Source organism: Chryseobacterium sp. CBTAP 102 (assembly GCF_003201365.1).
Taxonomy (GTDB): domain Bacteria; phylum Bacteroidota; class Bacteroidia; order Flavobacteriales; family Weeksellaceae; genus Chryseobacterium; species Chryseobacterium candidae.
The window spans coordinates 109,185-135,670 of the sequence record NZ_QICX01000007.1; the positions used below are offsets into that span (position 1 = coordinate 109,185).

Sequence of the window (26,486 nt, forward strand, 5' to 3'; positions counted from 1 at the left end):
TTCGCTTTTTTATGTTATTGAGGTTTTGATGGAACCTGTGAAGTTGGTCTTTTCACACCAGGGTTTTTATCATTTTTATCTTGCTTCTGTGGGGAAGGATTTGTCTGTAACGGAGTAGTACTTTGCAGATCTACATTTTCCAGTTTCTGTACTTTCCCGCTGTTCATTTGTGGAAGTCCCGTATTTTGAGTATTAGGCTGTAGGGGTACTCCTGACGGCTGTTGAGGAATAGAATTTCCTTTATTATCCGTTGCCTGGAAGCTCAAATCACTTTTCAGGTAATTCAGCATTTCTTTGGCTCTAATTCCTTCAGATGTTTTAGAATAATTCAGGGCAATCTGCTCAAGCTGGAGAATCATTACTTCCTTTCCACTGGATTTTCCTGCATTGAATGCATTTAAAAGGTACAGCTTAGGAACCAGCGCATCTTTGGGATACTTCTGAATCGTCTGATCGATCACATCCTTACTTTCTGCAAATTTTTCAGATTCAAATAGAGCATATGCCTTTTTGTATTCGTTTTCAACTTCTTCGGTTGATTTTACAAACGATTTATTCTTGGGATTTCTGGCGAATTCTGCATAAGAAGTATATGGATAATCTGCCAGGAGAATTTGTTTTGCTCTTTCAGAAGCTTGTGGATTTTTCTCATAATTCATGGCAAAAATCTCATACAGCGCCTGTAACATCACTTTTTCTTCCGGCTTTACATCTACAAGGTCATAAAGCGTTTTTGTAGCCAGTGGGGTATTGGTAAAATAATTCTGATACATAATTCCCAGACCTAGTGAAGCAGTATCTCTGTCCTTTTTTAACTGAGACAATTTCCCCTGATCTGTAGGGATCTGTTCAATATAATACGCAGGCTCAAAACGTCTTGGATTAGGCGCTGAAGTTACTCCTAACGCTTCATTCTTCATATCTTCAATAGTGGCCATTTTCTTGGAAGAACGCCAGTTATCGGCCAGGGCACGGTCTCCCCAGATTTGCTTAAACGAAGAGGTTCCTTTGCTTACCGTTCCTGAATTACTGAAATAAAAACCTTTTGTAGTTACGCCAAAGTCCTCAAAAGAATTGGCACTATTGGCAAAAATAGAATTGGCGCTGTAATCACCGGTATCAAAACCTTTACTTCTTTCTGCACGTCTTCTTTCCTGTTCCTCTTTCTCTTCTTTAATCTTTAATTTTGCAATATATTTTGTGAAATAATCTGTTTTCTGACTGTCATTCATCTTCGCCAGGGAAAGAATACTGTCATTCTTTTTAATCAGATAATAGTTTTTAGAAATCTTCTTAATGTATTCAGACTGGTCTTTTAAAAGGATTTTTGAAGGCTCATAAGTCATTACAGCAAGCGCAGAATCATAATAACTTCCGGCTCCGATATAATCATTCTTATCAAGGTAGCTTTTACCTATTTCATAATATGCCAATCCACGGATCTGAGGATCAGAAACCTTTTCAAAAAGAGATTTTCTGAAAAATTGCTGTGCTTCATCCTTTTTGCCTGCTTTATTGGCCATTAGCCCTAAAGCATAATAAAATTCATTCTTTCTGGAGCCATACATCCCTTTTTTACTGATTCCTTCCAGGTAGTTTTTTGCTCCCGCATAGTCGCCTTTACCGTTAAAAGTTTTGGCAATGGCAACCTGAGATTTTACTTCAAATTCGAAATCACTGGCGTATTTATATGCTGCAGCATAGCTTTCCCTTGCTTTATCATTCTGGTTAAGATTTTCCAGCACCTGACCTCTCAGATAAGCGATTCTGCTTTTCAGTTTTCTGTCCGAATTCAGTTCAAAAGCATTATCAAGTTCTTTAGCCGCTTCCTCTTTTTTACCAGCATCAAGAAGAGATTCAGAATAATAAATGCTCAGTAGTTTTGCATAGCTTTTACTGATATCTTCACTCTTCAGTTTGGCAAATGTTTCATGCGCTCTGTGATAATCTTTGATTTTATCATATGCAAGCCCCTGATAAATTCTTGCGAGTGCAATTCTTTTATCATCTTTCATACGGGTGAAAACATAATTGAGGGCATCCAGGGCTTCAAGAGATTTACCACGATAAATTCTTGCCTGCGCAAGGATCATATAGGCATCAAAAATCTGCTTGTTTTTCTCTTCACCATTTCTGGTAACAGAATATTTATTAATTGCTTTTAAAGCTTTTGCTTCTGCAATTTCCAGCGTAGTAGCTCCTTTGGCTTGCTCACCGTCAGGTCTTGAAGGTCCATTTCCCTGAGGTCCGCCAGGAATATTCGGAATTACTGAATTGCCTCTTCCTGAAGGTCTGTTGGCTACTTCTGCCATCTTCATAGAGTTTTCTGCAAAAGCTTCAGTTTGCCCAAGATCACTTCCCAAAGGTTGTTCTTCGTAAGTAAGAATAGGGATATAAGGCGCATAGAAGTTATCCTTATGTCCTTTGTCTCTGGATGTAAACTCACTGTTTAATGCATCTTTCGCATTAAAGAGAGTGTTGTAATATGTGGAAAATCCTTTCAATACTCTTGAACGCTGCTCCGGCTTTTTTGTTTTGGTAGCACATGAAGCAACAAGACATATGACTAAAAGGAATAATATATTCTTTTTCATTATTCAATATAACTCGCTAATCTGCTTTTTATTATCAGCAGTTTGATGATTTTGTAAAAATAATAAAATTTTATAATGAATAATATTTATATTTCTTGCTGAAATATTTTATTTCTTCTTTAATGAGCGCCTCAAGTCCGATCATCTTTTAAATCAGAGAAGATTCTTTCAGGATTTTATAAACAAGATGGGTAGGAAGCCCCATAATGGTATAATAGCTTCCTGTAAGGCTTGTGATCTTCGCCATTCCCAGCCATTCCTGAACACCATCACTGCCAGCTTTGTCAAAAGGCTTATAGTTTTGAATATAATAAGTTATTTCTTCATCCGAAACCTTGTCCAGAGTAACGTCGGCTACATCCGTTTCGGTAATCGTTTTTTCAGCTGTTTTGATGGTAATTCCCGTATACACCTGATGCGTTCTTCCGGAAAGATTTTGAAGCATCTTAAAGGCATCCGCTTCATCTTTAGGTTTTCCAAGGATCAGATTGTCGATAGCAACTACCGTATCAGCAGTCAGAAGCACTTCACCTTCTTCCAGGTTTCTGAAGGCTTCAGCCTTTAAATCAGAAAGGTAAGCGGCAGATTCCTCTATTTTAATATTTTCCGGGATAATTTCTTCACAGTCTATTTTTACGACCTCAAAATCAAAACCAAGGCTTGAAAGAAGTTCTTTTCTTCTTGGGGATTGTGATGCTAAAAGTAATTTCATACAGATACTTATACGGATTGAGTATTATCGTCATGCCAGTTCCCCTGAACTTTCATTACCTGTTCAATCACATCACGAACAGCACCCGTTCCTCCTTTTTTCGGGGAAATATAATCGGAAATTCCTTTTACTTCAGGAACCGCATTTTCAGGACACGCCGCAATAGCTGAACTTTCCATGATATGAATATCCGGAAGATCATCACCCATCGTCAGAATTTCTTCGTTTTTAAGATTATATTTCTTCTTAAAATCTTCAAAATCATCTATTTTATTATGAGACTTCGGATAGTAATCCTGAATACCCAGATAATTGATTCTATGCTTTACCATTTCATCATTTCCTCCGGTAATAACACCGATTAAATAATTGTTTTTTAAAGCTTTTACTACCGCATATCCGTCCAGAACATTCATTACCCTGCACATATTGCCTCCGGGAAGCAGATATACACTTCCGTCTGTGAAAACGCCGTCAACATCAAATACAAATGCCTTAATATCTTTTAATTTCTCTTTATAACTCATACATTTTCTGAATAGAATGATTCATTGTTTTATAAATGTCAAGACTTTCGTCTTTCAATAACTGCTCATGCAGCTGTAAAATCCTTACATCATTTCTTACGGCTGGCCCTGTTTGTGCCATTTTAGGTTCAATTTCATGAATTTTATGAACCGTTTCATCAATCAGCGGTAAGAAATAATCAAACGGAATATCCTGGGAATCTGAAATTTCTTTAGCCCTTGAAAAAAGATGATTCACAAAATTGCAGGCAAATACAGCTGTCAGGTGAATATATTTTCTTTTTTCGTGATTACTATCCATCACCCTTTCCGAAATCTTTGAAGCAAGATCAAACAATATCTTTTGATCTTTTTCATTTTCCGCTTCTATAAAAAACGGAATTTTTTCATAGTCAAGTTCCTTGGATTTTGAAAAAGTCTGCAAAGGGTAGAAGCTGGATTTTCGATAGTCTCCTGCAAGAACTTCTTTTGAAAGTGATCCTGAGGTATGGGCAACCAGACAGTCTTTTTCGGTTATCATCTTCGAAACTTCCCCCACAGAATGATCACTTACACAGATGATATAAAGATCTGCTTTTTCCAGATGATCTGTAGCGGAAGGAATATTTAATTCTTCAGATATTTTTTTCAATTCTTTTTCGTTCCTCCCAAATAGCTGGGCCACAGGAATGCTTTTCAACGTGAAAGCTTTTGCCATATGATAGGCAACATTTCCGGAACCGATGATTACAATTTGCATATAACAAATATAAGATTTTAAGCTGAGCCGGGAAAGGAAGATTGCTTCAGAAATCCTCTTCTTCAATATAGGCACGTTTATTGCGTAAGTGTCTCATATTATTTTTAATATTTACATTGAAAATTGAATTTTTAATTTAACTTTCAGCTATTTTTGTAATCCAAAACAATGAAGGCATCTTATGAAGATTAAGGACGCGGAAATTATTTCGTTGATGCAGAATCCACGAACCCAGGATAAAGGGGTTCGTGCCTTGATGGACGCCTATCAAAGCAGATTGTACTGGCACATAAGAAGAATTATTGTGGACGGAGATCTTGCACAGGATACTTTGCAGGAAACTTTTATTAAAGCATATCAGAATTTTCATCAGTTCAAAAATGATAGCCAGTTGTATACCTGGTTGTACAGGATCGCTACCAACGAAGCACTACAGCAGGTCAACAAAATGAAAAAGATGCAGAAAACTGATGAGGATCCGGAGTATCATATGCAGAATCTCGTCGCAGATAATACAGAAGGAGATGCTGAAGAGATACAGGTTTTACTGCAGAACGCTATACACAGCCTGCCCGAAAAGCAGAAACTGGTATTTATGATGCGGTATTATGATGATTTGCCCTACGAAGAAATATCAAAAATTGTAGATATGTCTGTAGGGACTTTGAAAACAAATTATCATTATGCCAAACAGAAAATAGAAGATTATATTAAAGAAAATTACGAAAAATAATTTTTGACCAACAAAGATGAAAGAGTTCGACATAGAAAAATTAGAGCGTAAAAATATTTACACAGTTCCTGATAATATGTTTGAAAATATTCAGGAGAGCGTTATGAATGATATAAAGACAAGTAAAAAAGCACCTGTCTTTAAGCTGAACTGGATGTATGCAGCAGCGGCATCGCTGGCTTTGATTTTTGGAACAACGTATGTTTTTAATTCAGATAACGATTCCACAGAACAGATACTGAACTCTAAAACAGCTTATGTTGCCAATAACGAAGCGCCGAAAACAGAAAGTGAGCAGGCTTATGAAACTTTAAAATCTGATTTAACTTCTGTTGAAAATAATAATCAAACAGTTGAAAATCAAAAAAATAACAATGTTTACGCTGCTAAAAGTGTAAGCGAAACTAAAAAAACAACAGAGAGCCCTAAACCGGTGAAAACTGTGAAGAAAAAAGAAGAAACACGAATGAATGAATATCTGGACTCGTTTTCTAATTCTGAAATTGCAGAGTTAGCAAGTAATTCGACTCAGGACGTTTATTTGGATATTTATAATTAAAAGAAAATGAAAAAGATATTATTGACGTTTTTGATTATTTATGGCTTTGGATTAAATGCCCAAAGAACAGATTATGATTGGAAAAAGATGGATCCTAAACAAAGGAAAGAAGTCATCAATAATCTTTCTCCGGAAGAGAGAAAAGAACTTCTGAAGAAATTCAGGAACAATATGATCATGGATAATCTGAATGTCGATCCGGATGATAAAGCCGAATTTACACAATTGTATAACGAATATCTGGATAGCCAGAAGCAGATAAAAAGTCAGTTTAATTCCAACTTTGATCCCGAAACTTTATCGGATGACGAAGCCAAAGCTAAGTTGCAGCAAAGTTTTGAAGTAGGGCAGAAGCTATTGGATAACAGAAAAAAATATGCAGATAAAATGCAGCAGGTAATTCCCTGCCAAAAAGTTCTGAAGCTGTTTCAATCCGAAAAGATGATGAAGGATAAAATGGATGAAAGAAAACCTCACGGAAATCATAATGCTTCGGGATCCAAACAGAACCCATAATAGTTTATTTTTTTAATGTTGGACGGCTCTTACAGATCTTTCTGTGAGAGCCGTTTAATTTTACTATAAATTCCTATTTTTGCCGAAAATTTGCAAGATGAAAAAATTATTTTTCTTTTTTTTTCTTTCATCCTTATGGCCAGCTCAAAAGACTGAAATAATTAAGCTTAATGATAATCTAAAAGACAGAAAAGTACTTACAAAGTCACTTACTTTTATTGATAACAGATCCAATAAAAATATAGGAAGTATTCCAGACAAAAAAGATATAGTTGAACTGAAATTTGAAAGTAACGACCTTCCGGGATTTATCGAAAACAAATTTAGAGAAGACAATAAAACACTGGGAAATAATGATATTGTTCTGATGCTGGAAGACCTGAAAGTTTATGAAGAACAGGATAGTAACCGTACATTTAGTTATGCAAAAGCAAGAATTAAACTTTCTAGCTTTATTAAAAGAAATGATAAATACTATTTTATTGGAAGATATAATAACGTAATTGTTTCTAATCCAAAAATTACCGTACATCCTTCTATATTTTTGGCTGGACAGATCTCTGAGATATTTACCCAGTTTATAAAAGCGTCTTATTATCCAAATATCAATCCCGGATATTATATTCCTGAAAATGAAATAAACAGATATGAAGAATATTTAAACAAGGAGTATAAAGCATTTAACAATACTGTTCTTAAAGATGGTATTTATACAAACTTTCAGGAATTTCGAAACCAGAATCCAAATCCTGAGTATTCCCTCAAAAAAAATAAGAAAGGAAAAGTAGTACAGTTAATATATAAAGGTCTTGAGACTTCGCTCTCTAAAATATATTGCTACGTAGAAAACGGAATAGCTTATAAAACGACACCTGTGGGTTTTGATGAAATGAAGAAAGACGATAAAGGCTTTTGTATCTATTCTTCCCGAACCAATCTTTTTGCTTCAGCCCAAACTGGAGGCTTATTCGTTGGAGCAGTGGCAGGAGGTTTAGTAGGAGCTTTAATAGGTGCAGCAATTGACTCTTCATCCAATACCAATGCGGGAGCTGTTCATGGTGTCGGTTTCAGATCTACTATGGAATCCAATGTTTATCTTGATTCTTTAACCGGAGGATATATTTTTGAAAAATAGGAATATTTCCGGAAGGGTAAATTAGAAAAACAAAGGTTTTCAATGGAAATTAAATAATTTTATACAATAAGATAATGAAAGACAATAATCTCTCGCTTTTTTTTATCTTTGCAAATTACAAGATTCTTAAATGAAAAACATACGAAATTTTTGCATAATCGCTCATATCGACCACGGTAAAAGTACCCTGGCAGACCGTCTTTTGGAGTATACGAATACCGTTACCCAAAGAGAATTACAGTCTCAGACGCTTGATGATATGGATTTGGAGAAAGAACGTGGGATTACAATCAAGTCACACGCCATCCAGATGGATTATGAGTATAAAGGAGAAAAATATATTTTAAACCTTATTGATACCCCGGGACACGTTGACTTCTCTTATGAAGTTTCCCGTTCTATTGCTGCCTGTGAAGGTGCTCTTCTTATTGTAGATGCTGCACAGAGTATTCAGGCTCAGACTATTAGTAACCTGTATCTTGCATTGGAAAATGATTTGACAATTATTCCTATTCTGAATAAAATTGACCTTCCGTCTGCAAACCCTGAAGAAGTAACCGATGAGATTATGAACCTTATCGGGTGTGAATATGAAGATGTATTAAGAGTTTCCGGAAAAACAGGTGAAGGTGTTCATAACCTTCTTGAGCAGATTGTGGAAAGAATTCCTGCACCCGTAGGAAATCCTGATGGTCCGCTTCAGGCTTTAATCTTTGACTCCGTTTACAATCCTTTCAGAGGTATCGAAGCTTATTTTAAAGTAGTGAACGGAAGTATCACTAAAAATGAAAAAATCAAATTCTTCGCAACAGGAAAAGAATACGGAGCTGATGAGGTGGGTACCTTAAAACTGAAGCAGGTGCCGAAGAAAACAATCCATTGCGGCGATGTAGGATATCTTGTATCGGGTATTAAAGATGCCCGTGAAGTAAAAGTAGGTGATACCATCACTTCTTTTGAAAAACCTGCTGATGCACCGATTGATGGATTTGAGGAAGTAAAACCAATGGTATTTGCCGGGATTTACCCAATCGATTCGGAAGATTTTGAAGAATTAAGATTCTCTCTTGAAAAATTAAGACTGAATGATGCTTCTCTGGTTTTCGAACCGGAAAGTTCAGCAGCTCTTGGTTTTGGTTTCCGTTGCGGATTCTTAGGAATGCTTCACATGGAAATTGTTCAGGAGCGTCTTGACAGGGAGTTCAATATGAATGTGATCACTACGGTACCGAACGTATCTTACTTTGGATATACTAAAAAAGAACCTGAAGTTCCGATTCTGATCAATAACCCGTCTGAAATGATGGATCCTTCAACAATGGACAGAGTAGAAGAACCTTTCATTAAGGCTTCTATTATTACAAAATCCGATTTCGTAGGAGCGGTAATGACTTTATGTATCGAAAAGAGAGGAGAAATTGTTAACCAGAGTTATCTGACATCAGAAAGAGTAGAGTTAATTTTCAATATGCCGCTTGCTGAGGTTGTATTCGACTTCTATGACAGATTAAAATCTATCTCTAAAGGATACGCTTCATTTGATTATCATCCAATAGGATTCAGAGCTTCCAAGCTGGTAAAAATGGATATTCTTATCAATGGTGACATGGTAGATGCCTTATCTTCATTGATTCACGATTCCAACGCTTATTACATCGGGAAAAGAATGTGTGAAAAACTTCGTGAGCTGATCCCTAGACAACAGTTCGATATTGCTGTTCAGGCTGCATTAGGGACGAAAGTAATCGCAAGAGAAACTATTAAAGCCTTGAGAAAAGACGTTACCGCAAAATGTTACGGAGGGGATATTTCCAGAAAACGTAAGTTATTGGAAAAGCAGAAAGAAGGTAAAAAGAAAATGAAGCAGATTGGTAGAGTAGAAGTACCGCAATCAGCGTTCATGGCAGTGTTAAAGTTAAATGATTAATTATTAATCTATTATAAAGTAAAAACCGCTTCATCAGAAGCGGTTTTTTTATGGATTTATTTTTTACGGGTATATTTTATTTCCATGGTTTTGTACTCTTTTCCTGTTTTGGAATCAGGTCCGTACATTTCAAGCTTTTGAGTATTGTCATCTACAAACGTGAATACTTCTCTGAAATCACAGTCTTTTCCTGGTCTTGAAGGATCTGTCATTTTTCCTTTAAATTCAACCGATTTTGAGGAAGGATTCCAGTCGCCTTCGCTATGCATGATTCCGGTTCCCATATTGTCGATCCATGTACTGACAAACTTCTTTTTTGAATTATCGTATCCTACAATGCTCATTCCTTCAAAAGGCATTCCCATAAAGTCACCTTTATGATTAGTGATCTGATAACGTCCGCCAAACATCATTTTATTCGTAGCCTCAGATTTGCTCATCATAGGTTTTGCTCCGTTTTCCATCCACATAGTGGTTTCTCCGTTCCAGATTCCATCAGACTTGGCAAGCATTTTCTGCATTTCTCCCGGAGTTGAGTACGCCATCCAATCTTTCATGGCAGTTGCTGAATCTACAGGTTTCCACTCAGAGTTTGCAGCCGTAGAATCTGCTTTATCGGTGCCATTGGCTGCAGGTGTTTTTCCTTTTTCACAAGCTATTAATAAAAATGCTGCAGAAAGAATTGCTAATAAATTTTTCATAATAATTTAGTTTTAAGATGGTTAGAATGATGAATTAAATATAAGAACTTTTATTATAACGGAAATTATTTTTTAATACAGGCATAAATTGTAACTTTGTGTATTCATAACGCAAATCAATTTATGGAGTCTCCAAAAAAATTACAGGATATAAAAGTGGCTGTAGATGCCGTTATTTTCGGATATTTTGATAAAAAAGACCTTCAGATCCTTCTGATTAAAAGAAATATTGAGCCTTTTAAAGGTGGCTGGGCTTTACCGGGAGGTCTGGTTCTCGATGATGAAAGTGTAGATGATGCAGTAAAAAGAGAATTGTATGAAGAAGCCGGCATAAAGCCCGATTTTTTAGAGCAACTCTATACATTTGGTAGTCTGGGTCGCGATCCGAGAAACAGAGTGGTTTCTGTGGCTTATTTAGGGCTTGTAAACCCCTCTTATCATGAGCTGTTTGCCGATTCAGATGCCGAAGAAGCCCAATGGTTCAGTATCAATAGACTTCCTTCTGTGGCTTTTGATCATAAAACAATCATTGAGACTGCTCTAAAAAGGCTTCGTACAAAAATTCAATACCAGCCTATCGGCTTCAATCTTCTCAATGAAGAATTTCCTTTTTCAGACCTTGAAAACCTTTATAAAACAATTGTCGGACAGGAAATTGACAGAAGAAATTTCCGCAAAAAAATCATGAGCTACGGACTGCTTAACGAAACCAACAACGTTAAAAAAGAAGGCAGTGGCAGACCCGGAAAACTTTTTACATTCAATAAAGAGAAATATAAAGAGCTGGAAGAACAGGGCTTTTATTTTGAAATTAAATAGTTTGTTTTAAACACAAATTTCACAAATGTCTTGCACGATTATTCGCTAATATTTATAGGCGTTTTCGGAATGCACATTATACAATATTAATTGAAAGACATTCAATAGGAAATATTTGACTCCAGATTGTATTATCGGGCTTCTGTCATTCTGATGGAGGAAGAATCTCGTAGTTGTTTAGATTCATCACTATACTGCATTTCGTTCAGAATAACATTGATGTAATAATAATTTTTAAGATCAAATTCCATTGGCTTTAGCCTAAACGCATCAAATTTGTGTCATTTGTGATCAAAATTTGTGTTATTTATGTTGATTGAAATTAAATTTTTATCTCTGAAAATCAATCAATTATATTTATTAGTGTAAAATTAACACAAATAAATTTGGTGCAAAGACTGATATTATTTTAAATTTGTGTCAAAATAACGCAATCATGAAATTCACCCTACAAAATATTACAGAACGCTTTCAGAAAAAAGAAAAGATAAAATTTCTTTTTTTCTGGGGACACACGGCAAAAGATGAGGTTACCAAATCATGTTTCAGTCAGTGGTTTCCGGGAACTTTTGAAGAGAATGGAATTACCTATAGAACGGCAGAACATTATATGATGGCTGGAAAAGCCAGATTATTTAATGATGCTGAAATGGAAAAGGAAATTTTAAGAGCCACTACTCCTAATCAGGCAAAAGCTCTTGGCCGAAAAGTGAAAGACTTTGACCCGAAGCTTTGGGATGAACATAAATATCAGATTGTAACCCAGGGAAATCTTTTAAAATTCTCTCAAAACCAGAAATTTAAAGACTTCCTGCTGTCAACCGGAAACAAAGTTTTAGTGGAGGCAAGTCCTTATGATAGAATCTGGGGAATTGGGATGCTGGAAACAGATAACAGAGCTGAAAACCCTTTATTATGGAACGGAGAAAACCTTTTAGGATTTGCTTTGATGGAAGTAAGAGATGAATTAAGAAGGTAAAAACACAAACCAGACACAAAATATTAATTATGGAAAAAATAGAATTACATCCACAGATATTCCTGATTGAAGATTTTCTGACTGAAACGGAATGTGATCATTATATCAGTCTTTCTCAGGAAAAAGTCTTTGAAGAAGCAAAAATCAATGTATTCGGACGCCAGCAGATGAATAAAGGAATCAGAAATAATGACCGGCTGATGATTTTTGATACTGCAATTGCTGAAGAGCTTTTTAATAAGGCTGCAGAGTTTCTGCCTCAGGAATATGATGGATATCAGCTTCTTAACTTTAATGAAATGCTCAGAGTTTATAAATATGCTCCCGGACAGCAGTTCAAAATGCACAGAGACGGAAGTTATATCCGAAATGAAAAGGAGAAAAGCTTTTACACCTTTATGATCTATCTGAATGATGATTTTGAAGGAGGAGAAACAGAATTTGAAAACCTGTTTACAGTCGCTCCAAAGAAAGGGACTGCCCTTGTTTTTCATCATCTATTAAGACACGAAGGAAAAACACTGATCAGTGGCTTGAAATATGTTTTGAGAACAGATATAATGTATTCAAAAGTATAAATCAACCGGATCAGAGACATATATTGCTATGTCTTGTTTAATTAGCGTAATATTAACACAAATGAAAATATTTGATCATGGAAAATGAATTAAAACCCAGATTTATCAAATCATTACAAAGAAATAATGATCAGATCAGAGAAGACCGTGCTAGAATCATCGGAGCAGATTCCGAACTGATTTACATGCGCAGAGTGGAAGATATCGAATTAAAAATTAAAAGACTCGAGCGCGAACAGGAAGGGCTTATTGATATCAGTCCTTTAGACAGAAACAGTCTGACTTTTGCGGATTTTAATCCCGAAGCATTCGTTCAGAAAGATATGGAATTATCATTAACAATCAGAAATCTGAATATTCAGCTCGAAGTGACCCAAAAGAGATTTGAATATTTATTTGGAAAAACATTGTAGTCATGGGAAGTACAAGATACGATTTAGGCGCTCGTTATGACAGAGCAAGCAAAGCAGGTTACGGAACAAAATCCGCGGGAGAAATTTTCACCCAGAATGCCAAAAGAATGGCTCACGAATCGATGAATCCTCACGGTATTTCTTTCAGAGAATCCAGAGATTCGGAAGTTCATCCCAATTCAGTTCCGATTATTTTAGGATTGGATGTTACCGGAAGTATGGGACATATTCCTCATGAGCTGATCAGAGAAGGATTACCAAAACTCATGGGAGGAATTATCCAGGGAGGAGTTCCCGATCCGGCCTTATTGTTTCTTGGAATCGGAGATCATGAATGTGATGGCTATCCGCTTCAGGTGGGGCAGTTCGAATCGGGAGATCAAGAACTGGATATGTGGCTCACACGAACTTATATTGAGTCCGGAGGAGGTGGAAATGCAGGTGAAAGTTATCTTTTAGCGTGGTATTTTGCCGCTTTTCACACCAGAACAGATGCGTTTGAAAAAAGAGGACAAAAAGGATTACTGTTTACCGTAGGTGACGAACCCTGTTTAAAAACACTTTCTGCATCCGCGATCAGAGAGATTATGGGAAAAGGACAGCAAACCTACACTCATTTTGAACTGCTGGAAGAGGCAAAGAAAAAATATGAAGTATACCACATCAGTGTTTTGCATTCCGATCAGGCATTGAGAGCAGACAGAGGCTGGAAAGAATTATTAGGACAAAACTGTATTTCCATAGCAGATCACAGGGAAATTCCGGATGTTATAAAAAACATCATCTGTGATAAGTTTAAAAATCAAAGCTTCGGAACAAGAGGAACAGGAGGATTAGATCAGTTTCAGATGCTTTAGAAATCTGTCAATGTCATCATAAAATATGAATGGCAATACTAGAAACCTCAAAAATTAAAAGACATGAAAAAGGCGCAAATAGTAATAGGACTTGGTTTTGGTGATGAAGGAAAAGGGATTACCACAGATTTTCTGGCTTCTCAGAATCCGGAGGCTGTTGTGATCAGATTTTCAGGGGGGCAGCAGGCGGCACATACCGTAATGATTGATGAAAGAAAGCATGTACATTCCAGTTTTGCAAGCGGTGCACTTCGCGGTCTGCCTTCTTACTTTACCGAGCATTGTACCATTCATCCGGTTTTTCTACTCAAAGAAAGAGAAGAGTTAAAAGCAAAGAACGGAAACATTGAGCTGCATATCCATCCATTGGCAAAAGTTACAACTCCTTTCGATGTATGGCAGAACAGAACAAATGCCCATAATCTGGAACACGGAACCTGCGGAAAAGGAGTGGGAGCCACGATGAAAAGAAACGAAAGTCCTTACAAACTATTTGCTATAGACCTGATTGCGCCGAGGCTAATGCTGATGGAAAAACTGAAAGGAATTGCTTATTACTATGGTTTTGCAGATGAAAAAGAAGTTGCTGAGCTTTTACATCCTTTTTTAGAAGCTGTTGACAGCATTGACTGGAAAATAAATGATTATACCTGGCTGACTTCATTCGATCACCTTATTTTTGAAGGAAGCCAGGGTATTTTACTCGATATGGATCATGGCGTTTTTCCTAATGTAACCTATGCTCATACCACTTCTAAAAATGCATACGAAATCTGTAAGCTTTTAAAAATTGAAGATATTGAAATGTTTTATGTCACCAGAAGTTACTCAACCCGCCACGGAAACGGCTGGATGAGCAATGAAAAAGAAATGAACCTGAGAAATAATGAAGAAGAAACCTGTACATTTAATGAATTTCAGAAGGAATTGAGGACAGGAGAAATAGATTACAAACTGCTGAATTACGCCTTAAAGCTGGATGGAGCTTATGTATTTCCAGTTAAAAAGAAGCTGGTCATTACCTGCCTGGATCAGGTTGATGAGCAATTTAAATTAGAAAATCTTGATGTAAAATTTGATGCTGTCTACGGATCTTATTCTCCTTATTCGAAGGATTTTAAGCCCTTTTTAATTTCAAAAGAAGTTATAAGGCATAGAGTAAAAGCATTATTTTTATACTTAATAAGAGATTAGAGGAATGATTTAAAGATTGAAAAATAATGACCATGAAAACAACAACATTATATAGACCAGTAGGAGAAAAAGAAATGATCCTGATTATAGAAAGCGGATTTAAAGAATTTCCTCCAAGACTGGAATGGCAGCCCATTTTTTATCCTGTTCTCAATGAAGAGTATGCTTCAGAGATTGCAGAAAAATGGAACACCAGAGACGAAGCCGGAAACTATCTTGGCTTTGTAACCCGGTTTGATGTACTGGAAGAAGCGGCTGCTCAATATCCTGCTCAGAATGTAGGAGCCCAAAACCATAACGAACTATGGGTTCCATCAGAAGAACTGGATAGTTTTAATAAAGCTATTGTAGGAAACATCAAAGTAACCAAAGTGTTTATAGGCAAAGATTTTAAGAAGACTGGAAGTATTGAGTTGGAAAACCTGATGTTAAACATAAAAAAAATTAATTATGACAAATAAAGGAATGGCAAAAGATACCTTAGATATTCTTGCCAAAAAATATTATATAAACGAAAACAACGAAAAAATAAATATAGAAAACGAACTGGAAATCAGTAAAAAAGAAACCGTTCTTTTCACTCCGGAGCAACTTTCTGAAATGAAAGAATCTCCATTGCCGGAAATCAGTTTTGAAACAAAAATTGAAACATGGAAATGCAGTTCTTTAAAAGCAATTTTGCAATTAGCCGAAGAAGAAAATCAGGAGAAAATCATGTGTCTGAATTTTGCATCAGCAAAAAATCCGGGTGGAGGATTTATCAATGGAGCGGAAGCACAGGAAGAAAGTCTGGCAAGAACTTCCGGACTGTATGAAAGCTTACTTCAGGCATGGGATTATTATACCATTCACCGTGCAATGGAATCCTGTTTTTATACGGATACAATGATTTACAGTCCCAAAGTTCCGGTTTTCAGGAAAGATAAGGGAGAGTTGCTTCCTAAGCCTGTTCTGTGTAATTTCATCACGTCTCCGGCAGTCAATGCAGGGGTGGTAAAACGTCAGGAGCCGGAAAGAGAACATCAAATCCTTGATGCAATGGATCTCAGAATGGATAAAATGTTCTCACTGGCCTTACATCAGAGAAATGAAGTTCTGATTTTAGGAGCCTGGGGATGCGGTGTCTTCAAAAATGATCCAAAAGAAATTGCAGGATTATTCAGGAAACATCTTCAGGGGAAATATAAAAATAAATTTAAAAGAGTGGTTTTCGCAGTGCTTACGAAGAAAGAAGAAATGTTGAAACCATTTGAAGAAATACAATGAAAATCAAATTAAAAAAATATAAAGAACAACTGCAGGATTGGCCTGAGCAAGGATATCACATCATGGCTCAATATGATGATGAGAAAATTGTAGTGTATCAGTCTTATAGAAAAGAAATTGGAGAATTTGCAGTTAAAAATCAATTCTTAGGCGGAGGTTTCAGCCTCGAAAGAATGACTTGGATAAAGCCAAATTTTCTTTGGATGATGTATAGAAATGGCTGGGGGAGAAAAGAAGGTCAGGAAAGCATTCTGGCTATTCATTTGAAGAAAGCTGCTTTCATAAAATATCTGGAAAATGCCTTATATTCTTCTTACAATACAAGTTTTGGGATTTCCAGAGAGGAGTGGCAGAAACAGATAAAAGAATCTTCAGTGAGACTGCAATGGGATCCGGATCATGATCCTTATGGAAATAAACTGGAACGAAGAGCCATACAGATTGGCTTAAGGAATGAATTTATTCGGTCTTTTTCTAAGAATGATATTCTTTTCATTGAAAATATTTCAGATTTTGTGAAAGATCAGTATCAGTTTGTACTGAATGATGATTTAAATAATCTGATTGTTCCTGAAGAAAAACCTTTATTATTTGATGATGAGGTTTTAAATAAAAAACTCAATTTAAGATGAAAATTGAACTAATAAAAGGAAACATTACAAAGATCCATGCAGATGCTATTGTCAACGCAGCCAATTCTTCCTTACTTGGTGGGGGCGGGGTAGATGGAGCTATTCATAGAGCAGGCGGTCCTCAGATTTTGGAAGAATGTATTGCGATCAGAAATAGACAAGGAAAATGCAAAACGGGAGAAGCAGTAGTAACAAATGCAGGAAATCTCTCTGCAAAATATGTTATTCATACAGTAGGACCAGTTTGGAACGGTCACGAAGAAAAGGAATCAACTCTTCTGGCAAACTGTTATCGTAATTCTTTGAATTTAGCAGAAAGCCTTGGTGTGAAGACGATTGCTTTTCCTAATATTAGTACAGGAGTCTATAGATTTCCAAAAGTACTGGCAGGAAAAATTGCGGTAGATGAAGTCAGAAAATTTAATTCAGATATTATTGAGAAAGTTATTTTTGTTTGTTTTGATGATGAAAATGAATTGATTTACAAAAAACTATTATATTAAAAACAATGAAAAAACTAACCATATTAAGCGGCGCAGGAATCAGTGCCGAAAGCGGAATAAAAACCTTCAGAGACGGAGACGGGCTCTGGGAAAATCATAATGTAACAGATGTGGCGAGTCCGGAAGGATGGCGAAAAGACAGAGCTTTGGTGCTGGAATTTTACAACCAGCGAAGACGCCAGCTGCATGAAGTACAACCCAACGAAGCACATCAATTACTGGCGGAGTTGGAAAAATATTTTGAAGTTCAGATTGTTACCCAAAATATTGATGATCTTCACGAAAGGGCAGGATCCACCAATATCCTTCATATTCATGGTGAACTGTTCAAATCATGTTCTTGTAATAATAAAAGCCTGATTTATGAACAGAAAGAGGATATCAATATTGGTGACAAAGCCGAAGATGGAGCACAATTGAGACCTTTTATCGTTTGGTTCGGAGAAGATGTTCCTTTGTATCAAAAGGCAAAAGAAATTGTAAAAGAATCGGATATTTTACTGGTTATCGGCACTTCTTTGCAGGTTTACCCGGCTGCCGGGCTTATTCATGATATCAAAGATGACTGTCTTTTAATCGTCATCAATCCTCATGAAACGGGGTTTGGTTACGGACAAAGAGCTGTAGTGATGAAAGAAACAGCCACTCAGGGAATGAAATTATTGTTTGATAAATTAGTCAACCTTGCCTGATGGAAAATAAAGTAAAAGCCGGAATTATGGGTGTCTGCATTGGAGATGCACTTGGTGTTCCGGTGGAATTTAAGAAAAGAGAAGACTTAAAACGTTTTCCGGTAACAAAAATGCTGGAATATATGTCCTGGAACCAGCCCAAAGGAACTTGGAGTGATGACAGCTCACTTACTCTTTGTCTTGCTGATGAACTTACCAAAGGTTACGATCTGGAAAAAATCGGACAAAGTTTTGTGAAATGGAATAAATATGGTCATTGGACTGCCCATGGAAAACTTTTCGATATCGGAGGAACCACAAGACATGCTCTGGCAAGATTAATCAAAGGCGAAAGTGCTAAATTTTCAGGAAATATTTTTGAAGAAGACAATGGGAATGGTTCTTTAATGAGAATTCTTCCCCTTGCCTTTTATCTTGAAAATGAAGAGGATATTCAGAAAATTTATTTTACAGTAAAAGAGGTTTCGGCGATAACTCACGGTCATTTCCGGTCTGTTTTTGCCTGTTTCATCTATGTCATTTTTGCCATTCAATTGTTGAAAGGAAAGAATAAAAAAGAAGCATATGAGCTAACACAGAATATCACTTTAAAATATGCTGAAGAACAAGGTTTTAATCCAAATGAAATTGAGCTTTTCAGTAGAATTTTAAAGAATGATATTTCCAGATATCCTGAAGATGAAATTAAGAGTGGCGGATATGTTCTTCACAGCCTGGAAGCTTCACTATGGTGTTTTCTCAATTCAGAAAGCTATTCTGAAGCCGTGTTGAAAGCCGTCAATCTCGGAGAAGATACAGATACTACAGGAGCCATTACCGGAGGAATTGCCGGAGTTTATTACGGATATGAAAATATTCCGCAGGAATGGATTGCTGAACTGGAGAGAAAGGATGATATTGAAGCATTGTGCGAGAAATTATACCAAAAATTAATGAATTAAAACACAAACCATGAACGAAATAGAAAAGAAAAAGATAAGTAAATTTTTAAGCCTGATCTTACGGCATCAGCCGGAAAGTATAGGAATTAAACTGGATGAAAACGGTTGGGCAGATATAGAAGAGCTGAGAGCAAAATCAGCCAAAAGGCGGGTGTATTTCACTCCGGAGGAATTGGATGAAGTAGTAGAAACTAACAACAAAAAACGTTTTGCCTTTAATCAAGATAAAACCATGATAAGGGCGAGTCAGGGACATTCTATTGATATCGACCTGTCTTTGGAAGTCATACAGCCGCCGGAATTTCTTTATCATGGAACTGCAGAAGCTAATATTGCTTCCATTTTAGAAAAAGGAATTGAAAAAAGAACCCGCCAGCATGTACACTTAAGTGCTGATAAAGAGACTGCTGCAAAGGTGGGAATGAGACACGGTAAACCTGTGATTCTCACCATCAGAACCGGAACCATGCATCAGGAAGGATTATCTTTCTATCAGTCTGCGAACGGAGTATGGCTGACCGATTTTGTAGATGCAAAATATATTTCAAAATGATAATGTTGGCAAACTGTCCCAACTGTAAGAGTGTATTTGAATTTTCAGATTTGGATATAAAAAGAAGAGCAACAGTTAGGGTTGATGGAAAACCTTATGCTGCATGGGACTATAGAAAGAAGTGCCCTCATTGTTCAGTAGAATTGCTAAAAAAAGGAGGATTTTATCAAAGAGAATGGGTTGTATTTGGGCAAAATGAAAATAAATAATGAACAGAAAACTTGTAATAGGTGACATTCACGGAGGATTTAAAGCCTTACAGCAGGTTCTTGAAAGAGCAGGAGCCACACCTGATGATCAGCTGATTTTCCTCGGAGATTATGTAGACGGTTGGAGCGAGTCCTCCCAAATTATCCAGTTCTTAATCGAACTTTCTGAAAAGCAGGAATGTATTTTCATCAAAGGAAATCATGACGTATGGTTTGAAGATTGGCTGGCATTTGGACAAAAACCTGATGTATGGCTTTTCAATGGAGGAAAAAGTACCGTAGAAAGTTATGCGGATTATTCTCTTGAAGACCTGGATATTCATCTCGAATTCTTTCAAAGGATGAAAAATTATCATATTGATGATCAGAACCGGTTGTTTATTCATGCCGGATATGCTTCCATGCACGGCCCTGAAAGAGAGGTGTATTCCAGTAATTACCGTTGGGACAGAACTCTGTGGGAAACAGCTGTCGCAATGGATAAAAAATTACAGAGAAACTCGGAATTGTATCCTAAAAGACTGCTTCTGTATAAAGAAATATTCATCGGACATACCCCAACGCTGGATATTGGGATCAAAATACCCGCCAATAAAGCCAATATCTGGAATATGGACACCGGAGCCGCTTATACCGGAGCTTTATCCATCATGGATATTGATACTAAAGAATTCTGGCAAAGTGATCCGCTTCCCTCCTTATATCCTGAAGAAAAGGGCAGAAATTAATACTATTGAGAACAAACCTAACAGGTTTTCAAAACCTGTTAGGTTTCTATTTTAAAATAATTTTACCTTTTAGCCTCTTGCAATTTTGACTGCCAGCACATCCCTTTTCTCACAAAAGATGATTAATTTTAAAGTCTGAAAATATGACTTCAATGAAACTGAAATATCTTTTATTCACTCTAATCTCTACGCTGTTTTTGGCTCAAAAATCATTTCAGACTCCTTTTGAAAAAGGGAATGGTAACCAAACTGTTACCTACGATGAAATGAATAGCTATTATCACGATCTGGCTAAAAATTTCAATACCATTCAATACCTTAAAAAAGGAGAAGATGACAGTGGAAAACCCATTTATGTGGTGATTTATAATCCCTTTCCTGAAAAAGATCTTGAAAAATTAAGAAAAAACAAAGCCATTCTCTTTGTCAACAACGGAATTCACCCTGGAGAGCCTGACGGAATAGATGCTACCATGATGCTGATGAGAGATCTTGCCTCCAAAAAGATTAAACCCCCTCAGAACTTTATTATTGCTGCTATTTCAGCCTATAATGTAAGCGGAATGTTGAACAGAGGATCTTACTCGAGAGCCAATCAAAACGGTCCTGAACAGTATGGTTTTAGAGGAAATGCAAGGAATTACGATCTGAACAGAGATTTTATCAAAGCAGATTCCAGAAATGCCAGAAGTTTTCAGGAGATATACCAGTGGCTGAAACCGGATGTCTTTATTGATAACCATGTCAGCAATGGAGCAGATTATCAATATACGTTCACCTATATTTCTACCTTTAAAGAACGCTTGGGAAATACCCTGGGAAACTATTTCTACAATGATTTTCAGGCTAAAAATCTTGAAGATATGAAGAAATTGGGCTATGAAAGTACGCCTTATGTCAACATTCACGGAGATGTACCGGAAGTAGGATTTGCCTCCTTTGAAGACTCTCCCAGATACTCTACGGGATATACTTCCCTTTTCAACTCGTTGGGAACCGTTCCGGAAACCCACATGCTGAAGCCTTATGACAAAAGGGTGGATGCTACCTACAAATATATGCTGGTGAATCTGCAGAATTTAGATAAAGATTATCAGAAAATAAAACAGCTTCGTATTGAAAATTTAAAACAATATCAGGCAGGAAAACAATATGGCATCCGCTGGAAAATAGATTCCACAAAATTCTCTACGATGGATTTTAAGGGCTATGAAGGAAAATACAAACCCAGTGAAGTTTCAGGGAAGCCAAGGCTGTATTATGACAGAAACAAGCCTTTTACAAAAAATATAAAGCTTTTTACAACAGCAGTTCCAACCGGATATATTACCATTCCGAAGTATTATGTCATTCCACAGTCGCAATATCGGGTGATTGAAGAATTTAAAAGAAATAAAATTCTGATGAAACCAATAGAGAAAGACAGTACAATAGCCGTTGAGTCTTATAAAATCAAAGATTTTAAAACCGTTAAAAACCCGTATGAAGGCCACTATCTGCATTTTGAAACAACAGTGGACTCTGCTCTGAAAAACATGACATTTGCTGCCGGGGATTATCTGGTTTCTACCGATCAGCCTGGTGTAAAATATATCATAGAAACACTTGAACCTGAAGCATTAGACTCATTTTTCAACTGGAACTTTTTTGACGGAATTCTGGCTCAGAAAGAATATTATTCCGCCTATATTTTTGAAGATACCGCTGCCGAACTCCTGAAAAAGGATAAAAAGCTGAGAGAATCCTTTGAAACAGCTAAAGCATCGGATAAAAAATTGTCTGAAGATGGAGAAGCACAACTGGATTGGATCTACAGATATTCTCCTTATTTTGAAGAGAAAACGTTTAGACAGTATCCGGTTTACAGGGTATTGTAATGAATTGATTTTAAATAAATAAACTATAAAAAAAGACGTTTCAAACGAAACGTCTTTTTATTTATCTTGGTAAACCTCTCTTCAGGGCTAATTCTGCTCTTTTAATTGCCATTTTCTCTTTCCAGTCCATATAATTTTTTTTGAAATTGGACTTCATGATGTCGTCGAATTTACGCTGTACGGTAAGATTCCACAGTGAATGTGCTTTTACTGCCCACGATTTGTCCCAGGCTCTTAAAGAAATTGAGAAACTTCCGTCCAGGTATTTCATCCAGTGCCACCATCCTGTAGGCATGAATAAGGTATCTCCATGTTCCAGAAAACACTCAATTCCTTCTACACCATCTAGTGCCGGAAACTTGGTGAAATCAGGATTTTCAATATCATAATCTTCCAGGGCATAGGTTGCATATGGAATCTGATAAAGTCTTTCTTTCCATTTATAATCAAAAAGAAGAATGTGCTTTCTTCCGTTGAAGTGAGTATGGAAAATATGGGCCATGTCAATGTCAAAATGAAGGAACGTTACCGATCCTTTTCCGCCAAAGAACATATTGGGATATTTATCCAGAAAACCTCCCATTAATTCCTTGGGAGAAATATAATCTTCCAACAATTTTGGGGCATATTTTATAGGATCGAAAAGAAATATTCTGAGATCAGTAGGCTCCCGCTGGATAAGATCTATATAATCTCCAAACTTCATTTTTGCTGCCGATGCATTGATGGGAGCAGAAGGATCTGCCTTTGAACTGTCATATAACGGAACCTCCACATCTCCTACAACTTCCTTCATATATTCCATCGTCCATTTTTGATAAGCAGGCCATTTTTTTGCCATATTCCTGATGACAACGGGCCTTCTTGGCTTCAGATATTTTGCGTAGAATTCTTCTTTTGAAATGTCTTCTACAACATCTATAGGCTTTAAAATAATTCCCATTTTATAAATTTTATGTTACAAAATTATTAAATATATATTTATGTAATAGCGTTTAATTTTTTTTTAATCTATGATTCAAATCAGATTTTACTATTTAGAATAAGTAAGAATATTAATTCCTTTACTTCCTTTTAAAATTGTTCTTTATGTAATAAAAAAAGACAATATCTATCCGGATAATGTTACAGAAATTTAAAAATAATTTCCTACTCCTTTTGCATATTTTTTATGCCAAACATGATCTTATGATGAAATAAATATTGGAAAAGAAACCTTCAACTGTTTATGTTTTTGTTTGAGAATATTTCTTTTTTAAACAAAAATTCAAAAGCTTGAAAATTATAACTATGTTTGTAGTGATACTGATTTAACCTTTGAGGGTAAAATTGATCTTTATAAAAGTGTAACAAAAAACCACAATGATTAACTAATTGAGCAAATAATAAGTATGAAAAAAAATATTACTTTATTTCTGATGCTTTTCTTTACTGTGCTTACTTTTGCTCAGAAAACGATTTCAGGAAAAATTACTGATGATGACGGGGTGGCAATACCAAGTGCCAGTGTTACTATAGAAGAACCCGGCAAAGATGCTATTCTTGCTTACGGAATTACCAACTCTAAGGGAGAATATAAGGTAACTTTCACTTCCGGAGAATCCAATGTGGATCTGAAAGTGAAAGCATTCAATCAGAAACCTCTTACCAAGCAAATCAATAACAGCGATCAGACTCTGAACTTCAAAATGCAGTCTGAAGCCACAGAAATTAAAGAAGTACAGCTGAAAACAAAGATGATTACCGCAAGAGGCGATACCATTTCTTACGATCTTAAAGCATTCAACAGTAAAAATGACAGAACCCTTGCAGATGTTATGAGAAAGATTCCGGGGATTGAAGTCAATAAAGACGGAACAATTCTTTATCAGGGAAATGCCATCAATAAATTCTACGTCAATGGAAAAGACCTTATGGAAGGTGGTTATGGAACCATCAACAACTCACTTCCTAAAGATGCCGTACAGAAAGTAGAAGTTCTTGAAAACCACCAGCCGGTAAAAATACTTCAGGATAAAGTACCTTCAGATCAGGCTGCCATCAATATCAAACTTAAAAACTCTGTTACCATGACCGGTAGAGGCGAAGTAGGAACCGGTTTCGGAGATCCATGGCTTTGGAATGTAAAGCTGACTCCCATGTTTTTCGGGCAGAAAAGCCAATGGGTAGTCAATTATAAAACCAATAACATGGGGGAACAGGTAGAAAATGAAGGGAATATTCTGGCTTTCGGAAATAGATTTGAAGGAAAAAGAATCAATGCTTCTCAAAATGATTGGCTAAATGTAGAAAATGCAGATACTCCTAACCTTCCGGTGAAAAGATATCTGATGAATAATGTTCATTATTTATCTGCCAACTATCTTACCAATATTGATAAGAAAAAGGAATGGGAGCTTAAAGCGAATGCAAATTATACCAATAATGCCGTAGAAAGAGAGTCTTATAGCCAGACAGATTATTTTGGTGGAGCTTCTACTATTATAAAAACCCTGAATAATTTTTATACAGATAGAGCAAAAGGAGAATTAATATTTACAAAGAATGCCAAAAAAGGATTCTTTAAAAACACCACAAGCTTCTCTCAATATTGGAATGCAGATAGAGGAAGTGTTGACAGAACAGATGCAAAAACCGGTATTCAAAGAAATGCTAATGAGGGAGTTGAATCACCTACAACATCATTCCAGAACTCATTGAGTACGATTATTCCATGGAAGGAAAAGATGGTAAATCTCTTATCTTATGTGAGTTACCAAACAGATAGACAGACTTTGGAAGTTTCTCCTTCATCTTATTTGGATATCCCTGGATTTAAACCAGTACCTAATACAGAGTTTGCTATACAGAGTTTAAGGCTTAAAACTTTTGAAGCTAATCATTCTGCTAATATTGGTTTTTCTGCCAAAGGATGGACGTTTACTCCAGAAGTTGGATTTAATTTTAAAAGTACGGGTTTGATGTCCGATTTGTCAAATGTGAAAGCAATTCCATCTACAAATCCTGATATTCAAAATCCCAAACCAGAGGCATATAGTAATGATTTAAATTACACCATAGCTACACCATACGGAAGTTTAGGGATAAATTATAAAAGTGAATCATGGATGATCTATGCCAATCTTCCGGTAAACTCAAACAATATTAAAGCGGATGATCCATTGAGACTCGTTTCAAAATCTGTAAATAAAGTAACATTTGAACCTAATATTTTTGCACAATATTCATTTGCTTCATTCTGGAAAGCATCTGTAAATGCTAATATTAATAATAATTTTGGAGAAATAAATACAGCATATTCAGGTTTCTTAATGACATCACCTGAGGGAATTAGAGCAATGGATGTTAACAACCCAATTCCTCAGAATAACAATAAATCTGCGGGAACAAGAATAGAATATAGAAATCCATTGAATAATTTATTCTTTAATGTTAATTACAGATATTCTGATGCAAAGAGAAACTTAATTTCAAATCCGGAGATCAATGGCGGTGGATATACAATAATGAAATATAAAGAGCAGGACAATCATGTATTAAATAATGGATATAGCGTAGAAATTGGAAAATATTTTCCAAAGTTTAAAACGAACGCATCTCTTAGCTATAGCAACAATACGACAGAATCTGATGCCTTTTTGAATGATAAATCCTATACCAATAAAAACAATGGCCAGTCATTTGGAATTAAATTTAATAATACCTATTTCAGTTGGATGAGCGTTGATTATAATGCAAGTCTTACCAGAACAAAACAAACAAGTGTTGGTGAATTGAACTCTAGTGCTTCAAGAACAGGATTTACTCATAATCTGGGAGTTTTTTTCTATCCTATGGAAAGTCATACTGTTGGATTCAACTGGGATCAGGTAAATACGAATGCAGCAGGTCAAAAATATCATAATGGATTCTATGATGTATCATATCAGTTTACTTGGACCAAAAAGAAGATTGATTTTGAATTGAAATGGATGAATATTGCTAACAAAAAAGTTTTTGAAACCTATGATATTAATACCACAGATATTAGGTATACCAAATATCAACTTCGTCCTAGTCAAGTCATGTTTACCGTAAAATTCAATTTTAAATAAAACAAGAA

Annotated in this window: 28 protein-coding genes; 22 read left to right on the top strand and 6 right to left on the bottom strand. The window is 36.1% G+C overall.

Features of this window, described 5'->3' with window-relative positions:
- Positions 1 to 14: 14 nt before the first annotated feature.
- From C8D70_RS11670 to C8D70_RS11685, 4 genes are all read right to left on the bottom strand, one after another.
- Complete coding sequence (locus C8D70_RS11670; RefSeq protein ID WP_110367429.1) at positions 15 to 2,594, bottom strand: tetratricopeptide repeat protein; 2,580 nt, start codon at positions 2,592 to 2,594, stop codon at positions 15 to 17.
- Between the two features lie 148 nt (positions 2,595 to 2,742).
- Positions 2,743 to 3,306 (bottom strand): Maf family nucleotide pyrophosphatase, encoded by a 564-nt coding sequence (locus C8D70_RS11675; RefSeq protein WP_110367430.1) that lies wholly within the window; start codon positions 3,304 to 3,306, stop codon positions 2,743 to 2,745.
- Positions 3,307 to 3,314: 8 nt separating this feature from the next.
- Positions 3,315 to 3,833, bottom strand: a complete 519-nt coding sequence (locus tag C8D70_RS11680; RefSeq protein WP_034694018.1) for a KdsC family phosphatase — start codon at positions 3,831 to 3,833, stop codon at positions 3,315 to 3,317.
- Positions 3,823 to 4,572, bottom strand: coding sequence for a Rossmann-like and DUF2520 domain-containing protein (locus C8D70_RS11685; RefSeq protein ID WP_110367431.1), 750 nt, complete (start codon positions 4,570 to 4,572; stop codon positions 3,823 to 3,825). Before C8D70_RS11685 ends, C8D70_RS11680 begins: the two co-directional genes overlap by 11 nt.
- Before the next feature lie 181 nt (positions 4,573 to 4,753).
- On the opposite strand from C8D70_RS11685, the gene C8D70_RS11690 reads away from it, so the two are divergent.
- From C8D70_RS11690 to lepA, 5 genes are all read left to right on the top strand, one after another.
- Positions 4,754 to 5,305, top strand: coding sequence for an RNA polymerase sigma factor (locus C8D70_RS11690; protein WP_076595191.1), 552 nt, complete (start codon positions 4,754 to 4,756; stop codon positions 5,303 to 5,305).
- Positions 5,306 to 5,321: 16 nt separating this feature from the next.
- A complete protein-coding gene (locus C8D70_RS11695; RefSeq protein WP_110367432.1) occupies positions 5,322 to 5,864 on the top strand; it encodes a hypothetical protein in 543 nt (180 codons plus the stop codon).
- A gap of 6 nt (positions 5,865 to 5,870) precedes the next feature.
- Positions 5,871 to 6,380 carry a hypothetical protein gene (locus C8D70_RS11700; RefSeq protein ID WP_076595193.1) on the top strand — a complete coding sequence of 170 codons (510 nt, stop codon included), beginning with the start codon at positions 5,871 to 5,873 and terminating at the stop codon, positions 6,378 to 6,380.
- A 97-nt stretch (positions 6,381 to 6,477) separates the two neighbouring features.
- Positions 6,478 to 7,515: a hypothetical protein gene (locus C8D70_RS11705; protein WP_076595194.1), complete on the top strand. Its 1,038-nt coding sequence runs from the start codon at positions 6,478 to 6,480 to the stop codon at positions 7,513 to 7,515.
- Positions 7,516 to 7,645: 130 nt separating this feature from the next.
- Positions 7,646 to 9,442: a translation elongation factor 4 gene (lepA, locus tag C8D70_RS11710; protein ID WP_076595195.1), complete on the top strand. Its 1,797-nt coding sequence runs from the start codon at positions 7,646 to 7,648 to the stop codon at positions 9,440 to 9,442.
- Positions 9,443 to 9,498: 56 nt separating this feature from the next.
- Here the strand turns inward: lepA and C8D70_RS11715 are convergent, their stop codons facing one another.
- Positions 9,499 to 10,143: a DUF1579 domain-containing protein gene (locus C8D70_RS11715; protein ID WP_110367433.1), complete on the bottom strand. Its 645-nt coding sequence runs from the start codon at positions 10,141 to 10,143 to the stop codon at positions 9,499 to 9,501.
- Between the two features lie 123 nt (positions 10,144 to 10,266).
- Between C8D70_RS11715 and C8D70_RS11720 the strand changes: the two genes are divergently transcribed.
- The 16 genes from C8D70_RS11720 to C8D70_RS11795 all read left to right on the top strand — a co-directional run bounded on the left by C8D70_RS11720 (position 10,267) and on the right by C8D70_RS11795 (position 22,384).
- Complete coding sequence (locus C8D70_RS11720; protein WP_076595197.1) at positions 10,267 to 10,962, top strand: NUDIX hydrolase; 696 nt, start codon at positions 10,267 to 10,269, stop codon at positions 10,960 to 10,962.
- Positions 10,963 to 11,398: 436 nt separating this feature from the next.
- The gene (locus C8D70_RS11725; protein ID WP_110367434.1) at positions 11,399 to 11,941 is read left to right on the top strand and encodes an NADAR family protein; all 543 of its coding nucleotides are present in this window, start codon (positions 11,399 to 11,401) and stop codon (positions 11,939 to 11,941) included.
- A gap of 29 nt (positions 11,942 to 11,970) precedes the next feature.
- A complete protein-coding gene (locus C8D70_RS11730) occupies positions 11,971 to 12,519 on the top strand; it encodes a 2OG-Fe(II) oxygenase (protein WP_076595199.1) in 549 nt (182 codons plus the stop codon).
- Positions 12,520 to 12,596: 77 nt separating this feature from the next.
- On the top strand, positions 12,597 to 12,932 hold the full coding sequence (locus C8D70_RS11735; RefSeq protein ID WP_076595200.1) for a hypothetical protein: 336 nt from the start codon (positions 12,597 to 12,599) through the stop codon (positions 12,930 to 12,932).
- 2 nt (positions 12,933 to 12,934) lie between these two features.
- The gene (locus tag C8D70_RS11740; protein WP_110367435.1) at positions 12,935 to 13,789 is read left to right on the top strand and encodes a hypothetical protein; all 855 of its coding nucleotides are present in this window, start codon (positions 12,935 to 12,937) and stop codon (positions 13,787 to 13,789) included.
- A 63-nt stretch (positions 13,790 to 13,852) separates the two neighbouring features.
- On the top strand, positions 13,853 to 14,983 hold the full coding sequence (locus C8D70_RS11745; protein WP_110367436.1) for an adenylosuccinate synthetase: 1,131 nt from the start codon (positions 13,853 to 13,855) through the stop codon (positions 14,981 to 14,983).
- A 32-nt stretch (positions 14,984 to 15,015) separates the two neighbouring features.
- Positions 15,016 to 15,444 (top strand): ADP-ribosylation/crystallin J1, encoded by a 429-nt coding sequence (locus tag C8D70_RS11750; RefSeq protein ID WP_110367507.1) that lies wholly within the window; start codon positions 15,016 to 15,018, stop codon positions 15,442 to 15,444.
- On the top strand, positions 15,434 to 16,249 hold the full coding sequence (locus C8D70_RS11755) for a TIGR02452 family protein (RefSeq protein ID WP_110367437.1): 816 nt from the start codon (positions 15,434 to 15,436) through the stop codon (positions 16,247 to 16,249). The genes C8D70_RS11750 and C8D70_RS11755 overlap by 11 nt, the downstream gene beginning before the upstream one ends.
- Positions 16,246 to 16,881 carry a DUF4291 domain-containing protein gene (locus C8D70_RS11760; protein WP_110367438.1) on the top strand — a complete coding sequence of 212 codons (636 nt, stop codon included), beginning with the start codon at positions 16,246 to 16,248 and terminating at the stop codon, positions 16,879 to 16,881. Before C8D70_RS11755 ends, C8D70_RS11760 begins: the two co-directional genes overlap by 4 nt.
- Positions 16,878 to 17,384, top strand: coding sequence for an O-acetyl-ADP-ribose deacetylase (locus tag C8D70_RS11765; RefSeq protein ID WP_110367439.1), 507 nt, complete (start codon positions 16,878 to 16,880; stop codon positions 17,382 to 17,384). Before C8D70_RS11760 ends, C8D70_RS11765 begins: the two co-directional genes overlap by 4 nt.
- A 5-nt stretch (positions 17,385 to 17,389) precedes the next feature.
- Positions 17,390 to 18,076: a Sir2 family NAD-dependent protein deacetylase gene (locus C8D70_RS11770; protein ID WP_110367440.1), complete on the top strand. Its 687-nt coding sequence runs from the start codon at positions 17,390 to 17,392 to the stop codon at positions 18,074 to 18,076.
- Positions 18,076 to 19,017: an ADP-ribosylglycohydrolase family protein gene (locus tag C8D70_RS11775; RefSeq protein ID WP_110367441.1), complete on the top strand. Its 942-nt coding sequence runs from the start codon at positions 18,076 to 18,078 to the stop codon at positions 19,015 to 19,017. Before C8D70_RS11770 ends, C8D70_RS11775 begins: the two co-directional genes overlap by 1 nt.
- A gap of 10 nt (positions 19,018 to 19,027) precedes the next feature.
- Entirely contained in the window at positions 19,028 to 19,570 is a 543-nt protein-coding gene (locus C8D70_RS11780; protein WP_110367442.1) for an RNA 2'-phosphotransferase, read from the top strand.
- The gene (locus tag C8D70_RS11785) at positions 19,567 to 19,779 is read left to right on the top strand and encodes a hypothetical protein (RefSeq protein ID WP_110367443.1); all 213 of its coding nucleotides are present in this window, start codon (positions 19,567 to 19,569) and stop codon (positions 19,777 to 19,779) included. The genes C8D70_RS11780 and C8D70_RS11785 overlap by 4 nt, the downstream gene beginning before the upstream one ends.
- A complete protein-coding gene (locus C8D70_RS11790; protein WP_110367444.1) occupies positions 19,779 to 20,507 on the top strand; it encodes a metallophosphoesterase family protein in 729 nt (242 codons plus the stop codon). The genes C8D70_RS11785 and C8D70_RS11790 overlap by 1 nt, the downstream gene beginning before the upstream one ends.
- Before the next feature lie 152 nt (positions 20,508 to 20,659).
- Complete coding sequence (locus C8D70_RS11795; RefSeq protein ID WP_110367508.1) at positions 20,660 to 22,384, top strand: hypothetical protein; 1,725 nt, start codon at positions 20,660 to 20,662, stop codon at positions 22,382 to 22,384.
- A 61-nt stretch (positions 22,385 to 22,445) separates the two neighbouring features.
- On the opposite strand, the gene C8D70_RS11800 is transcribed toward C8D70_RS11795, so the two are convergent.
- Entirely contained in the window at positions 22,446 to 23,327 is an 882-nt protein-coding gene (locus C8D70_RS11800; RefSeq protein ID WP_076595207.1) for a cupin-like domain-containing protein, read from the bottom strand.
- Positions 23,328 to 23,775: 448 nt separating this feature from the next.
- On the opposite strand from C8D70_RS11800, the gene C8D70_RS11805 reads away from it, so the two are divergent.
- Positions 23,776 to 26,478, top strand: coding sequence for a TonB-dependent receptor (locus tag C8D70_RS11805; protein WP_110367445.1), 2,703 nt, complete (start codon positions 23,776 to 23,778; stop codon positions 26,476 to 26,478).
- Positions 26,479 to 26,486 lie beyond the last annotated feature (8 nt).